The organism is Chitinivibrio alkaliphilus ACht1, assembly GCF_000474745.1.
Classification (GTDB): domain Bacteria; phylum Fibrobacterota; class Chitinivibrionia; order Chitinivibrionales; family Chitinivibrionaceae; genus Chitinivibrio; species Chitinivibrio alkaliphilus.
In genome coordinates this window covers 23,888-37,737 of the sequence record NZ_ASJR01000008.1, presented here as the reverse complement: position 1 = coordinate 37,737, position 13,850 = coordinate 23,888, and the positions used below count along the sequence as shown (strand labels likewise).

Genomic DNA, 13,850 nt, shown 5'->3' with positions numbered 1-13,850 from the left:
CCTCCAGTTTAAAATTAATATCCAGCTTTGCTCGATATGTCATTTAAAAGTGTATCTATAAATTGTTTGATAGTAACTGTTCCTAAATCACCTTTTTTATGCAGTCGCACAGAAAGGGTGTTGTCTGTTTCTTCCTTTTCGCCCACAATAACCATGTAGGGTACTTTATGCACTTCCGCATCGCGAATTTTATACCCGATTTTCTCATTGCGCCGATCAAAGGAGGCTCGAATACCTGCCTTTTTCAAGGTGGCGGTTACGCCTTTTCCATACTCGGCAAATTTATCAGATACGGAAATAACCCGCACCTGCTCTGGTGAAAGCCAGAGGGGAAGAAAGCCAGCGTAGTTCTCAATGAGAATGCCGATGAACCGTTCCATGGAGCCAAAAATGGCTCGGTGAATCATAACAGGCTGCTGCTTTGATCCGTCGGAATCGGTGTATTCAAGACAGAAGCGCTCGGGCATACTGAAATCAAGTTGAATTGTGCCACACTGCCAGCTTCTTCGGAGAGAGTCGCGGATATGAAAATCAATTTTCGGTCCATAAAAGGCACCGTCACCGGGGTTGAGCTGGTAGTCGATACGGTTTGTCTCAAGAACTGAGCGAAGAGCTTCTTCTGCCTTATCCCAGATTTCTATTTCACCAATGTATTGTTCCGGCCGTGTGGAAAGCTCGATAAAAAACTCTTCAAAGCCGAAGGTCTTATAGACAGAAAAGATGAAGTCGATCACATCGTTGATTTCCTGTTCTATCTGATCGGGACGGCAGAAAATGTGCGCATCATCCTGCGTAAACTGACGGACACGGAAGAGGCCGTTGAGTACGGATGATTTTTCATGGCGATGCACCAGGCCCAGTTCGAAATTGCGCACGGGCAAGTCGCGAAAGGAGTATTGGCTGTCCTTAAACACAAGGAGCCCTCCGGGGCAGTTCATGGGTTTTATGGCATGGGGTTTTTCATCCATGTCCACAAAGTACATATCATCGCGATATTTATCCCAATGCCCGGAACGATGCCACAGCTCTTCATGCAGGACAATGGGGGTTTTAATTTCGCCGTAGCCTCGTTTAATGTGTTCTTCGCGGCTGAATTGAGCTATTTCATTATATAAGACCATTCCTTTGTCATGCCAGAAGGGGAAGCCCGTACCTTCTTTGTGGAAGGAGAAAAGACCGAGCTGTCGGCCGAGTTTCTTATGGTCCCGTTTTTTTGCCTCTTCCAAAAGCTCAAGATGCTCCGTGAGGAGCTTTTTCTTTGGGAAGGAGATTCCGTAGATCCGCTGCAACATGGGACGGGTCTCATCACCTTTCCAGTAGGCGCCGGATGAGGAAAGGAGCTTTATGGCCTTTACCATGCCTGTATTGGGCAGATGGGGGCCGCGACACATATCAAACCAGTCGCCCTGGGCATATACCGAGGGTTCTCCCGGAATATCCGCAAGCATCTCTTTTTTATACACTTCTCCCGTACGGTCGTAGTAGGCCTCAAGCTCGTTTCGTGTCATGGAGATCCGTTTTACCTCTTTTTTCTCACCGACAATACGGAGACATTCCTTCTCAATTTTGGCAAGGTCTTCCGGGGTAAAGGGCGTTGCCACGTCAAAATCGTAGTAGAACCCACTCTCAATGGCCGGGCCGATAGCAAGTTTTGCCTCGGGATAGAGCTGCTGCACTGCTTCGGCAAGAATATGTGCAGAGGAGTGCCAAAAAATCTCTTTGCCCTCGGGAGAGTCAAAGGTGAGAATGGTGACGGTGTCACCCTCCGAAACACGGGAATAGAGGTCGCGCGGGGTTCCATTTACCGTACCTGCCATGGCTTTTTTGGCAAGACCACGACTTACGGCATTGGCACAATCATATATGGTTGCGTTGGAGCTTACCTCCACGGCGCTTCCATCAGGAAGAAAAATATTCATAGCACACTCGTTATTAAAAAAACACTTCGACACATTGGTCGTTTCCTTCTTTTTCAAGGCCTACCGCATGGGTGCTTCATAGGTGAGGATAACCATGGAAGCTTGAGGCAAATATGGTGGGCGATGCTGGAGTTGAACCAGCGACCTCTTGCATGTCAAGCAAGCGCTCTAACCAACTGAGCTAATCTCCCACATGTACAGACTGGCCTAATATATATGATTTCTGAGAAAAACACAAAAAGAAAAAGAGAACTTTCTACTTCCAGTCTTGGGTATAGCTTTGCAATCCATCCTGGGGGTCATTATGGTATGATTTCTCTCCCTCATGAGTTACCTGTGCCCTGTGCGCCTTGTTTTGCACGGCCTAAATTTTCCTTGAGGGTTGCCGTGGCAGTATACCCATCTGATGTGGTAGTCACCTCGTAGTCAAAAAAGTGCGTTTCGGCGGTAAGGCCTAATTTCTGTGCGGCAGTACTGGAAAAATCGCCTTTTGAGATGGAAAGAAACTCTCGGTTTTCCCGGAAGTATTGCCGTTGTCGTATCTGGAGTTCAGAGAGAACCCCCATGAACTCTCGGGCTCGTGCCTTATTCGTGACATTTGTGTAGATTGGCGTGGCGATAGCCGCAAGAATGCCCGTAACGGCAATGACGATCATGAGTTCGGTAAGGGTAAAGCCCCGTGTGTTTTTCATGGTTACTCCTTTGAAAGCCCGTCACCTGTAATATACAACAGTCACCCCGGGTGTGCAGAAGAATTATTCTGTTGTGGAACACCGCTGAAGCAACTCTGTGACGCCCTGTTCTATGGTTTTTTGCACCTCTTCGGGCAGCGTTTCTCCGGTGCAGGGCCATTCTGCTTGGGGGAGGGAGATTGTGGTTGGGCAGATGCGGGGGGAGAAAATAGAGAGAATCTCTTGTAGGTGGCTCAGGCTTTTTTTTCCACCTCCGGGACCGGGAGAAGCGGCCAGGCAGAGTATGGGTTTATGTCGAAACACTGCTCCGTAGGGGCTGTCCCCGAAGGGGCGCGACAGCCAGTCGATAGTGTTTTTCAGCAGTGGTGTCACGGAACCGTTATATTCGGGGCTGGCCATGATGAGCCCTTCAGCGAGGATGATCTTGGTACGCAGGGTGTGGAGCCCTTCGGGCATTCCCTCCTGTTCTTCCAGCTCCTGATTGTAGAGAGGGAGTGGATGCGCGGCCAGAGGACAGGGGATGATGGGGGTGCCCCGTTGTGCAACCGCTTCTGCAACCACTGTGGCAAGGGCTTGATGCAGTGATTTTCTTCGGATACTTCCTGAGATAATTTGTATGGCCATGGTCTCTCCTGACACGTGTGGATAGAGGGTAAATGTATATGGTGTCTCCGTGCCGGAAAAGGACTTTTTTTTCCGTGGCGCCCTCGATCTAATTTTGGAAACCCCTTTATTCAGCCCGTAAAATGGTATATATTACGATGTCGAAAAGTCAAGGAAAATAACCGAAAGAGTACTTCATGGCAGAAATTTTACAAATTTCAAATCTCTCTGAACATATTTATCGTGTGCGTCTTGTGGCACCGCGCATTGCGAAGCGGCGAAAGGCAGGACAGTTTGTTATTGTGCGGGTTACCCCCGACGGAGAACGAATTCCCTTAACCATTGCCAATGCCTCTGCAGAAGAGGGGTGGATTGAGCTCATTATTCAAGCGGTGGGTGAATCGACCCGGGTGCTGCGTGATATGCAGGTTGGAGATCATCTCGAAGATTTAGCAGGCCCTTTGGGCCGTGCCACCAAGGTGGAGAAGGTTGGACGGGTGCTCTGTATTGGTGGTGGGGTTGGTATTGCTCCCCTTCGTCCCATTGCAGAAGCCTTTAAGGCGGCAGGTAATCATGTGACTACCATACTGGGGGCGCGCACCAGTGATTTGATTATTCTCCGCGATGATATGGACCAGATTAGTGATGAGCTCTATATTGCCACGGATGACGGAAGTGCCGGAGAGAAGGGGTTTCCCACGGATATTTTTGCCCGGCTCTTAGATACAGGAAATACCTACGATGAAGCGGTGGTGGTGGGCCCGCCCGTAATGATGAAGTTTACCTCTCTCAAAACCCTTGATGCCGGCGTGCCCACCATGTGCTCTCTGAACCCCATTATGATTGATGGGACGGGCATGTGTGGCGGCTGCCGTGTAACTGTGGCAGGGGAGCCCCGCTTTGCCTGTGTTGATGGCCCGGAGTTTGATGCGGCGTCGGTGGAATGGGACGACCTGTTAAACCGTCTTTCAGGATATGATAAAATTGCAGAACGAAACCATACATGCAGGATTGGTACCGATGAAAAATAGTCCGCGAATACCTATGCCCGAACGAAACCCCCGTGAACGAGCACGCACCTTTGATGAGGTGAAAAAGGGGTATACTGAAGAAGAGGCCGTAGGCGAAGCAAAACGATGTTTACAGTGTAAAAAACCGCTCTGCATGAAGGGCTGCCCTGTCTCCATAGATATTCCCGCCTTTATTAAGGAGCTTTCTGAGCGAAACTTTGAACGAGCGCACGATATTATTAAAAACACTAATTCCCTTCCCGGGGTGTGTGGACGGGTGTGTCCGCAGGAGGAGCAGTGTGAAAGTCTCTGTATTCTCGGTCATAAGGGCGATCCCATTGCCGTGGGAAATCTGGAGCGCTATGTTTCAGATCGGAATATGGGAGGACATGAAGATACGAAGATGCCATCGGTGGGGCGAAAAGTCGCCATTGCCGGTTCCGGTCCGGCGGGTCTTGCCTGCGCTGGATATCTGGCAAAACGTGGCGTTGCTGTTACGGTGTTTGAGGCGCTTCATGAGATTGGTGGGGTGTTAATTTACGGGATTCCCGAATTTCGTCTGCCCAATGCGGTGGTGCAAGCAGAAATTGATGAGCTGAAACGCATGGGTGTTGTTTTTGAAACAAACTTTATTGTGGGAAAAACAGCCAGTATCAGTGAGCTCCTTGATGAAGACGGCTTTGATGCAATCTTTGTTGGTGCCGGCGCTGGGTTTCCGCGATTCCCCGATATTCCCGGTATTAATGCGAACGGGGTATATTCGGCCAATGAGTATCTTACTCGGGTAAACCTTATGCAAGCGTGGAAAGAGGGAAGTAAGACCCCCGTTCTGAAGGGACAGCATGTGGTTGTTATGGGGGGTGGAAACGTTGCCATGGATGCCGTGCGGACAGGCTTTCGCCTTGGCGCACAGGATGCAACCATTGTGTATCGTCGCACGGAGCATGAAATGCCTGCCCGGGTTGAGGAGATTCACCACGCACGGGAAGAAGGGGTTGATTTTGAACTTCTTGCCAACCCCCTGGAGCTACTCCTGGACGATGAGGGCTTTGTAAAAGAGGTGCGTTGTATTAAAATGCGTCTGGGAGAGGCTGATGCTTCCGGTCGGCGTCGTCCAGAGCCTGTGGAAGGCAGTGAGTTTACCTTGCCTTGTGATGTTTTTATTGTGGCTATTGGTACGAAGGCAAACCCCATTGTGTCCCGTTCTACGAAGGGGCTTGAAACAAATAAAAAGGGAAATGTGACCATTATTGATGACTGGGGACGCACGACCCGTGATAAGGTGTATGCCGGGGGAGATATCGTGACGGGAGCTGCCACGGTAATTCTTGCCATGGGCGCGGGAAAAGACGCTGCCAAGGCGATACTCCACGATTTGGGGCTTAATGAAGACTGATTTTGATTGTATTGTTGTTGGGGCTGGCCCCGCGGGATCACTGGCCGCACGGCGCGCTGCTGAAGGTGGTGTGCGTGTGGGGCTTATTGAACGCTTGGCCTATCCTGGAGCCCCGGTTCGCTGTGGTGAAGGGGTTGGCATAAAGGGGATGCAGGCCTCCATCGGTATTCGTCCCGAATGGGTGCTGACCACCATTACCTCCGTGACCTTCATTGCCCCAAATGGGCGGGAGGTACTTCTGGAGAATTTGGGCCCAGAAAGTTACTGCATAGACCGCTCCCGCATGGATCGTGACCTCATGGAGGATGCTCGTGCTGCCGGGGCCACCTATATAAACAACACTTCCATTGATCGCATTTCCGTGGCGGGGGATCCGGGACGACGGATCTATACTCTCCATAGCAAAGAGCGCTCCTATACCGCCTCCGTGGTGGTTCTTGCCGATGGGGTTGAATCTCGGCTGAAGCGTTTTGTCGGCTGGGATACTCCTGTTGCCATGGAAGATATGGAAAGCTGTGCCTTTGCACGGGTACATCATGAGTCAATTCGTGCGTCAAACCTCTCTTTTTATGTGGGAGAAGAACGAGCCCCGGGCGGATATGTCTGGGTGTTTCCCCGTGGGGCCGGTGTGGCCAATGTGGGCTTAGGGGTATTGGGGTCGCGGTCGCGTCCCGGTTTGGCTCAGGAAAAACTGGACGCCTTTATTGCGCAGCATTTTCCCGGGGCAGAGGTAACTCACAGACATTGCGGTGGCGTGCCCGTTGGAGCCTGGACTCGCCCCTTGGTGCGCGATGGCGTGCTTTTGGCAGGGGATAGCGCGGGGCAGGTAAATGCTCTGAACGGTGGTGGTATTGCCTATGCTCTTTTTGCGGGGCGTGCTGCGGGAGATGCCGTGGCGCAAGCCTTTAGCCCCCAAGAGGTGTCCTATGGAGCTCTGCGGCAATATGAAGCGGCGTGGAAGAAAAAATGCGGAAAAAATCAGCAGCGTTCCTATGTGCTAAAAACAGCACTCATGAAGAAGTCGCGCCGGGATGCCTTTTTTAATGATCTTGCAGCGTCTCTGGCAGAACAGGACCCGCAAAAACTGAGCTATCTCTCTGTGTTCCTGCGGGTGTTTTCAAAACATCCCTCTCTTTTACTCAAAACCTTCCTCCTCTTTCGCTAAGCCCCTTTAGGCCTGAAAGTCTAAGGTGGGCGGGGTGCTCGTGGTGGTGCCAATACGCTGTTCTATCTGAGAGCGGCTCAAGCGCACCGCATCGCCCGATACGGCGGTGAGATACTCTTCCAGCCGTTCTATGGAGAGTTTATCCGCAAGGGAAAGCTCGGGAATTCCTCGGTCGTCCCGTGTGGGAAGATGGGTTTCCACGGTGTCACGGGGTGGAGTTGGCGTGAGTGGTTTGTTGTGCTGCGCCTTTGGTGCCGCAGTGTCTCCACGGGGGTAGCTGTGTTGTTGGTAGGATTGTTCAGGGATTTTCATTTCAACCTCCTTGTTAAAACGCCCTTGTCTGTATATCGGATGGTGCAGGGACGTACTTGAGATAAAATAAAACAGGACACCCGGCGGGTGTCCTGCTCCAAGGAGGTTCTATGAGATATACGAGCGTTTGAATAAGATTGGCGGCTTATCTCCTTATCTCGTACCCAGTCTTCTGACTGGGTACGCAGAGCAGTCTCTCTACAATAATATTGCTGTATCTACAGCCGCAATTGTATACTTTAAGGTAGTGCAAGGGAGGATCTATGGGACGAAGTAGATACAAAATTTATGATACGAGATACCCCTGTTTTATCACCGGAACATGTATTCGGTGGCTTCCGCTCTTTTCAAATCCTGACAACGCATCCATATTTATGAATACTATAAGATATCTGCAGGAATCACAGTCACTGCAGATCTTCGCATGGGTCATGATGGAAAATCACTTTCACATGATCGCCCGATCTTCTGATTTGCCAAAGACCGTGGCGATTCTTAAATCATACAGTGGTAAAAGGGTTGTTGAATCTCTGGAAGAGAAAAAGAACTATGGCCTATTGCAAGAACTCTCATTTGGAAAGAAACCTCACAAGACAAAGCAGAATTTTCAGGTATGGCAAGAGGGATGCCATCGGGAAGGTATTTTTGACCGTTCGGTGATGACGCAGAAGGTTGAATATATTCATAATACCCCTGTACAACGTGGTTTTGTAGATTTTCCCGATCAGTGGAGGTATTCTTCAGCACGGGATTATTCCGGTGGGACAGGGCTTATTACAGTTGTTACTGGGTGGTAGTGGAGCCGGAAGGCTCGGTATTGGCGTTCCCAGTCAGAAGACTGGGAACGAGATTGTGTTTTCTCTCGTTTTTATGGGGACGTACTTGCAATACAATAAAACAGGACACCCGGCGGGTGTCCTGCTCCAAGGAGGTTCTATGAGAAACAGGAGCGAATCCTCGAGCTCTCTGTATCATACAGGGAGTACGGCGCACCGCGTGGGGATATTATGATTTTGTGGGAAAAGTGCGTGATTGCAACAGTGAGGCTATTCCCATCCGGGTATATAGGGTTGAAACCCCGTACCTGCAAATCCTCGTACACCGTCTTCTATATACACTGTGTCATCTTCGTTCACTCCGTACAGGGATACTCCGCTTTTAGGGACGGCATAGACACGATAGTTCTGGCCACCTCCGGGGGAGATGTTATACTCAAAAAACTTACTTTCCGGGATAGTTATGGAGAGAGTTTGCAGATCGCTCTCCTCTGCAGAGGTAATCCATTCACCCGTTTCTGAGTAATCCAGCCAGATGGCATTGTTTATGGTGCGCAGGGTGGGTGCTATTTCTGAGGTACGTGCCCGGTCTGCATAGCGCAGATAATTTGGTATGGCAAGCATGGCGATAATACCAATGATCACAATGACTACCATGAGTTCCACTAAGGTAAAGCCCTTCTGTTTCATATCTGTCCCCCTTTACATTAAAGACATATCCTCCCCTGGATATATGTATGTGGTCAGGTAGTAAAAAGAGGGAGCTGGTTACTCCCTCTTTTGTTGGATCATCACTTGATGGCGAAGGTTTTGATCTCTTCTATGATTCTTAGTCATCGTCATCCGAATTACCGGTAGCGTTTCTCCAGTTGGGCGCCAAGGTATGAAAATCATCATGGGATTTTCTTTCGTTATCATTATTTACACTTGCAACAACGTCTCCTGAAGTGATGTCGCCCATAGTCATAGTTGCCTTAGCTTCTGCTTTGTAATTATCGTAACCATCATCATCATCATCATCATCACCTGAGAGTGTCAGCTCATAATCAAAGAAATCACTGTCCTTTGAGGGATCTTCAACTCCAATAGCATCCCAGTCGCCGTATTCGCCGGTTGCTGCGTAATAGGCGTTTTGGGCATTCTGGATGGTGCGAAGCATTGTGGGAACTTCCGATGCCCGCGCTCTGTCCGTGGCACCCATCATCTGAGGCAGGGCTACTGCCGCAAGGATACCGATAATTACAATTACAACCATCAACTCTACTAAGGTAAAACCTTTTCTGTTCATAAGAACCTCCAAAAAAAGAAACTAATTTTGTTCACATCCTAAATTATAACACCTTTACAGCGCATTGCAAAGAAAAAAAGCAAAAAAAGTAAAAAAAGATTCCCCTGCACAGGGCTTTCACGGAAATATGCGCGGTGGTACCCTATGCGGGGTGTTTTGTTCCACCGGACAAAAAGGTGGAGTATTTATGTAAAAATGTATGAAAAACCGGTCTCTCCGTGGTGGTGTAAATGGCTCTTGCCCCGGCTTCTTTGCGGAACGTATTTTAGAAAAAACATTAGAGAAGGGTTCCTATGAAACAGGCCAAGGATATTCGTGACAGTTATATTCGTTTTTTCACAGAGCGTGCGCACACCTTTGTAAAAAGCTCTCCCGTTGCTCCGCAGGACGACCCAACCCTGCTGTTTACCAATGCGGGAATGAATCAGTTTAAATCTATTTTTCTCGGAGATAACCCGAAGAACCTCTCCCGGGCGGTTAATTCGCAAAAATGTATGCGTGTGTCGGGGAAACATAACGACCTAGAAGAGGTGGGGGTGGATCACCATCACCATACCTTTTTTGAGATGCTGGGGAACTGGTCCTTTGGTGACTACTATAAAAAAGAGGCCATTAAGTGGGCGTGGGAGCTTATCACCGATGTGTGGGGCCTGCCCAAGGAGAAGGTCTATGCCACGGTGTACACCGATGATGATGATGCCTATGAGATTTGGAACAGTGAGACCGATATTGACCCTGCGCGTATTGGCCGCCATGGCGCGGAGGATAATTTTTGGGAAATGGGCGAGACCGGCCCCTGCGGCCCCTGCTCGGAGATTCATTTTGATACGGGTGAAGGAACCTGTATTTATGAAAACGACCCAAACCACACCTGTGGGGTGAATGTGGAAGGGTGTGGGCGGTATGTGGAAATCTGGAATCTTGTGTTTATGCAGTATAACCGCCAGAAAGATGGGACCCTTACGGAGCTTTCGGCAAAACATATCGACACGGGCATGGGCTTTGAGCGCATTGTCCGGGTGATTCAAGGGGTGCGTTCCAACTACGAAACAGACCTTTTTATGCCCCTCATAGAAAAAATGGAAGCCCTCTCGGGAAAAACCTATGAGTTTGGCGAAGCAGGCATTCCCTTTCGGGTTATTGCCGACCATATGCGCGCCCTCGTGTTTTCTATTACCGATGGAGTAAGCCCTTCAAATGATGGGCAGGGCTATGTGATTCGCCGTATTCTCCGTCGTGCCTATCGCTATGGGCGAAAGCTTGGTTTCACCGAACCCTTCATGCATCGTTTAGTGCCCGTGGTGGTGTCCAGTATGGGAGAGGCCTTTCCTGAGGTTGCAGAACGTGCCGACTATGTGGCATCGGTGATTGAGGGGGAAGAAGCGCGCTTTGATAAAACCCTTGAAACGGGCCTTACCCGTCTTGAAGAGCTTGCCGAGGCGTATCGCGCGGCGGGAAAAGGGGTTATTTCCGGTGCCGATGTGTTTCTTCTGTACGGCACCTACGGCTTTCCCGCAGATCTCACCGCTTTGATTGCCCGGGAATATGGCCTTGAGGCAGATGAGGAGGGCTTTGCCGAGGAGATGCGCAAGCAGAAGGCGCATGACCGATCTCTTCGCGCTGGCGGAGATGATCAGGGGCTTTCACCCGATGGCTGGACAATTCTTTCTCATGAAGGCGGAACTGTCTTTACGGGCTATGATACGGCCCGTGATACGGTGCAGGTAAAGCGGTATAAGTGTGTGGATGACCACACGGGCCTTGCTGTGCTTGATAAAACCCCTTTCTATGCCGAAAAGGGGGGGCAGTGTGGAGATCGTGGTGAGATTTCCTTTGGCGACATCACCCTGTCCGTGGTTGATACCATTGTATGGAATGATATGATTGTCCATAAACTGGTGAGTGATGTTCCTCTCCAGGAGTCTTGGTTTACCCAGGCTGGTACGGCTGTCATAGACACGGAGCGTCGTGAGGCAATTCGGCGAAATCACAGTGCGACGCATCTGTTGCAGGCTGCGCTTACGGAGGTGTTGGGAGACCATGTTGATCAGGCCGGTTCACGGGTTGATGCGGAGTCCCTTCGGTTTGACTTCACCCACTTTTCCGCTCTTTCTTCCGATGAGATTGTGCAGGTAGAGCGGTTGGTACATCGGTGGATTATGGAAGATACCCCCGTGGCTGCGGAGGAAAAATCCATTGACGCTGCCAAGAAAGAAGGGGCCAAGGCCCTCTTTGGTGAGAAGTACGGTGATACGGTTCGGGTGGTTTCCATGGGCGAGTTTTCCAAGGAGCTGTGCGGGGGAACCCATATTGATCGATTGGGAAAAATCGGCCCCTTTAAAATAACGGGAGAATCTTCTGTTTCGGCGGGAGTGCGTCGGGTGGAAGCAGTGAGCGGTGCTGCGGCGGTAGAGCTGTTTCAGCAGACGGATGCCTTGCTCAAAGAAACGGCGACACTCTTAAAGGTGCCCCGTGAGGCCCTTCCTGCCAAGGGTGCGGAGCTGATAAAAACAATTCGCCAGCTGGAACGGGAACTCAAGGAGTATACCGCGCAATCGGCGGGAAAAGAGGCGGGGGAGATCCTCGCTGCGGCTGAAAAAAATCGTCACGGCGGTGTGGCCTGCCTTGCTCGAAACGTGGGAGAACTGGAAAAAGATCAGTTTACCGCCATGGTGGATGAGGTGAGTGATCGTCTCAAACAGCCTACCCATGAATCTGTGGCGGTGGTACTTGGTGCTGCCGTGCAGGGAAAAGCCATGGTGGCCGCCTTGGCCGGTGCTGCGGCGGCCAAGATTCTTCCCGCCGGAGAGGTGGTGAAAGCCGCGGCATCCAAGGTACAAGGGGGCGGCGGGGGAAGCCCCGTTCGTGCTCAGGCAGGGGGGAAAGATCCCGCCGGGCTTGATGCAGCCATGGAGGCAGCAGTAACCCTTATGCAGGAGCGTTTCAGCGCTGCAGACGAATAGGGTGAACCAGATCTTCCACGGCAAGAATATAGATCCCCGGAGCTACTGCTTCGGGGATTGTGTATTTTCGCGAATGGTTTTGCGAGGTATGGAGAATCCGTTTGCCCTGGAGGGAGTAGAGAGAGAGCATTTCTGCTCCCTCGGGAAGGGTTATCTGTCGCCCGGAGAGCTCAAGGCGCGCTGCGGATGAGCCGGGGGAGGTTGTAAGGAGGGAGACATCCTCTGCGTAGGGGCGAATTGCCACGGAAGAGAGGTGGATGGTCTCTGCTCCGTGGCCCACACTGAAGACCAGGCGAAAGGGGCCTCTGTCCGGGGGCAAAGAAAAGGCGAGGTAGATGGTCTCTTCATGTTCTGTCAGGGAGTGGCTCACGGAGGCAAAGGTCTCATGGCTTTCATCTTCCATAATGGCCGCCTCAATGCGTCCGGCTTCCGGGGCACTTGTTGTAAAGGAGAGTACGTACTCTTTTTCTGCAGTAACAGCAAGATCTTCCTGTAAGAGCTGTATTTCCCATGAATTGGGGGTTTGTTCCGTCACGGTGATTGTTGCGCCGTCATCGTGGGGGCTAAAGTCCGCCTCGCCCTCTTCGTCATTCCATACGCCGAAAATCCACGACGATTCTCCCTCAGAAAAATCCCCGTTGTGGAGAATTGACTCTCCGTACGCATCTTCATCCATGTCAAGAATGGTGGTGTCCGTAGAAAAGAGGGCCGTGCGGAGCTCCGACCGCCACGCCTCTTCATCGGGGTCGTATACGCCGAACCCTGCGCCAAATTCCCAGTATGCCCAGGGGATGCCGTATCGTTCAAAGAGGCGTGCACAGAAGGCGGTCCACCGGGCACGGCTTTCCATATCTGCCGTGCCATAGGCGCCAAATTCTCCCACGTGCATGGCCACGGAATGTTCTTTTCCAAAGCGAACAATCTCCCGGACATTATTATAAATGGCGGCCTTTTCCGCATGGCGTCCGTCCCAGGTGGTGCCCAGCCATGCGTCGGTGTCGGTGTCTTCCACCCATTCTGCCCCCTGGTGGGTAAACTGGAACGGTTCGTAGTAGTGCACCGATACAATGAGCTTTTCATCTGGGGGAAGATCTAGATGAGCCAACCCGCTTAGCCCGCCAAATTCCGCTGTACCGATCATGATTGGTTTATCGGCATTATAGCGACGGATCGTATCGACCACCCGGTGAATATATTCGTTCCAGATATCCGGTGTGAGGTTTTGGTGGGGCTCATTGAGCGGCTCGAGAATAAGGCTATCGCTGAAGCTGCTGAAGTGTTGGGCGATGTGGCTCCAGAGATCGAAAAAATCTTCCTCGTGGTCGCGGGGGGCTTCAAAGAGAGGCTCATAATGATGCACATTTAAAACGGGATACATATCCCGTTCAAGAACTGCCCGTACGACATGATCGACCCGGGCCATGAACGCGCTGTCCACGTGAAGATTTCCCGCCGTATCGCGGGAGAGACGGGTATCCCAACGCACGGGGATGCGCACGGAGGTAAAGCCTGCCTGTGCCATGGAGTCGAGGTGCGCATCCTCAATGGTATACCCCCACTCACCTTCAAACCGGGGTGATTCCAGGGCATTTCCCAGATTAATTCCCCGCTGCATTTCCTCCATGAGATCGCTCAAGGGGGCTGACAGAAGGGGGATACAGAGGAATAAAAGAGCCATGAGGGTGTACTTTTTTACCATAATTTCTCCTTAAAAAGCTATATTTTT

At 51.0% G+C, this 13,850-nt stretch carries 12 protein-coding genes and 1 tRNA gene; 5 read left to right on the top strand and 8 right to left on the bottom strand.

What is annotated here, in order from left to right:
- Positions 1-14: 14 nt before the first annotated feature.
- From thrS to CALK_RS05095, 4 genes are all read right to left on the bottom strand, one after another.
- Positions 15-1,919 (bottom strand): threonine--tRNA ligase, encoded by a 1,905-nt coding sequence (gene thrS, locus CALK_RS05110; RefSeq protein ID WP_022636594.1) that lies wholly within the window; start codon positions 1,917-1,919, stop codon positions 15-17.
- Positions 1,920-2,033: 114 nt separating this feature from the next.
- Positions 2,034-2,110: transfer RNA gene (locus CALK_RS05105), tRNA-Val, on the bottom strand.
- A gap of 132 nt (positions 2,111-2,242) precedes the next feature.
- Positions 2,243-2,611 (bottom strand): type IV pilin protein, encoded by a 369-nt coding sequence (locus CALK_RS13350; RefSeq protein ID WP_022636593.1) that lies wholly within the window; start codon positions 2,609-2,611, stop codon positions 2,243-2,245.
- A gap of 63 nt (positions 2,612-2,674) precedes the next feature.
- Positions 2,675-3,235, bottom strand: a complete 561-nt coding sequence (locus CALK_RS05095; RefSeq protein WP_022636592.1) for an NADPH-dependent FMN reductase — start codon at positions 3,233-3,235, stop codon at positions 2,675-2,677.
- Positions 3,236-3,411: 176 nt separating this feature from the next.
- On the opposite strand from CALK_RS05095, the gene CALK_RS05090 reads away from it, so the two are divergent.
- Genes CALK_RS05090 through CALK_RS05080 form a run of 3 tightly spaced genes read left to right on the top strand, consistent with a single transcriptional unit; the run spans position 3,412 to position 6,785 of the window.
- Positions 3,412-4,245 carry a sulfide/dihydroorotate dehydrogenase-like FAD/NAD-binding protein gene (locus CALK_RS05090; protein ID WP_022636591.1) on the top strand — a complete coding sequence of 278 codons (834 nt, stop codon included), beginning with the start codon at positions 3,412-3,414 and terminating at the stop codon, positions 4,243-4,245.
- Positions 4,235-5,620: an NADPH-dependent glutamate synthase gene (gene gltA / locus CALK_RS05085; protein WP_022636590.1), complete on the top strand. Its 1,386-nt coding sequence runs from the start codon at positions 4,235-4,237 to the stop codon at positions 5,618-5,620. The genes CALK_RS05090 and gltA overlap by 11 nt, the downstream gene beginning before the upstream one ends.
- Positions 5,610-6,785 (top strand): geranylgeranyl reductase family protein, encoded by a 1,176-nt coding sequence (locus tag CALK_RS05080; protein ID WP_022636589.1) that lies wholly within the window; start codon positions 5,610-5,612, stop codon positions 6,783-6,785. The genes gltA and CALK_RS05080 overlap by 11 nt, the downstream gene beginning before the upstream one ends.
- A 6-nt stretch (positions 6,786-6,791) precedes the next feature.
- Here CALK_RS05080 and CALK_RS05075 read toward each other — a convergent pair whose 3' ends face one another.
- The gene (locus CALK_RS05075) at positions 6,792-7,097 is read right to left on the bottom strand and encodes a hypothetical protein (protein WP_022636588.1); all 306 of its coding nucleotides are present in this window, start codon (positions 7,095-7,097) and stop codon (positions 6,792-6,794) included.
- A 263-nt stretch (positions 7,098-7,360) separates the two neighbouring features.
- On the opposite strand from CALK_RS05075, the gene CALK_RS05070 reads away from it, so the two are divergent.
- A complete protein-coding gene (locus CALK_RS05070) occupies positions 7,361-7,894 on the top strand; it encodes an REP-associated tyrosine transposase (RefSeq protein WP_022636587.1) in 534 nt (177 codons plus the stop codon).
- A gap of 249 nt (positions 7,895-8,143) precedes the next feature.
- Here the strand turns inward: CALK_RS05070 and CALK_RS13345 are convergent, their stop codons facing one another.
- Positions 8,144-8,563: a type IV pilin protein gene (locus tag CALK_RS13345; RefSeq protein WP_022636586.1), complete on the bottom strand. Its 420-nt coding sequence runs from the start codon at positions 8,561-8,563 to the stop codon at positions 8,144-8,146.
- A gap of 139 nt (positions 8,564-8,702) precedes the next feature.
- Entirely contained in the window at positions 8,703-9,161 is a 459-nt protein-coding gene (locus tag CALK_RS13340) for a type II secretion system protein (protein ID WP_022636584.1), read from the bottom strand.
- 293 nt (positions 9,162-9,454) lie between these two features.
- On the opposite strand from CALK_RS13340, the gene alaS reads away from it, so the two are divergent.
- On the top strand, positions 9,455-12,124 hold the full coding sequence (gene alaS / locus CALK_RS05055) for an alanine--tRNA ligase (protein WP_022636582.1): 2,670 nt from the start codon (positions 9,455-9,457) through the stop codon (positions 12,122-12,124).
- Here alaS and CALK_RS12080 read toward each other — a convergent pair.
- Positions 12,105-13,823 carry a glycoside hydrolase family 5 protein gene (locus CALK_RS12080; protein WP_022636581.1) on the bottom strand — a complete coding sequence of 573 codons (1,719 nt, stop codon included), beginning with the start codon at positions 13,821-13,823 and terminating at the stop codon, positions 12,105-12,107. The genes alaS and CALK_RS12080 overlap by 20 nt on opposite strands.
- Positions 13,824-13,850 lie beyond the last annotated feature (27 nt).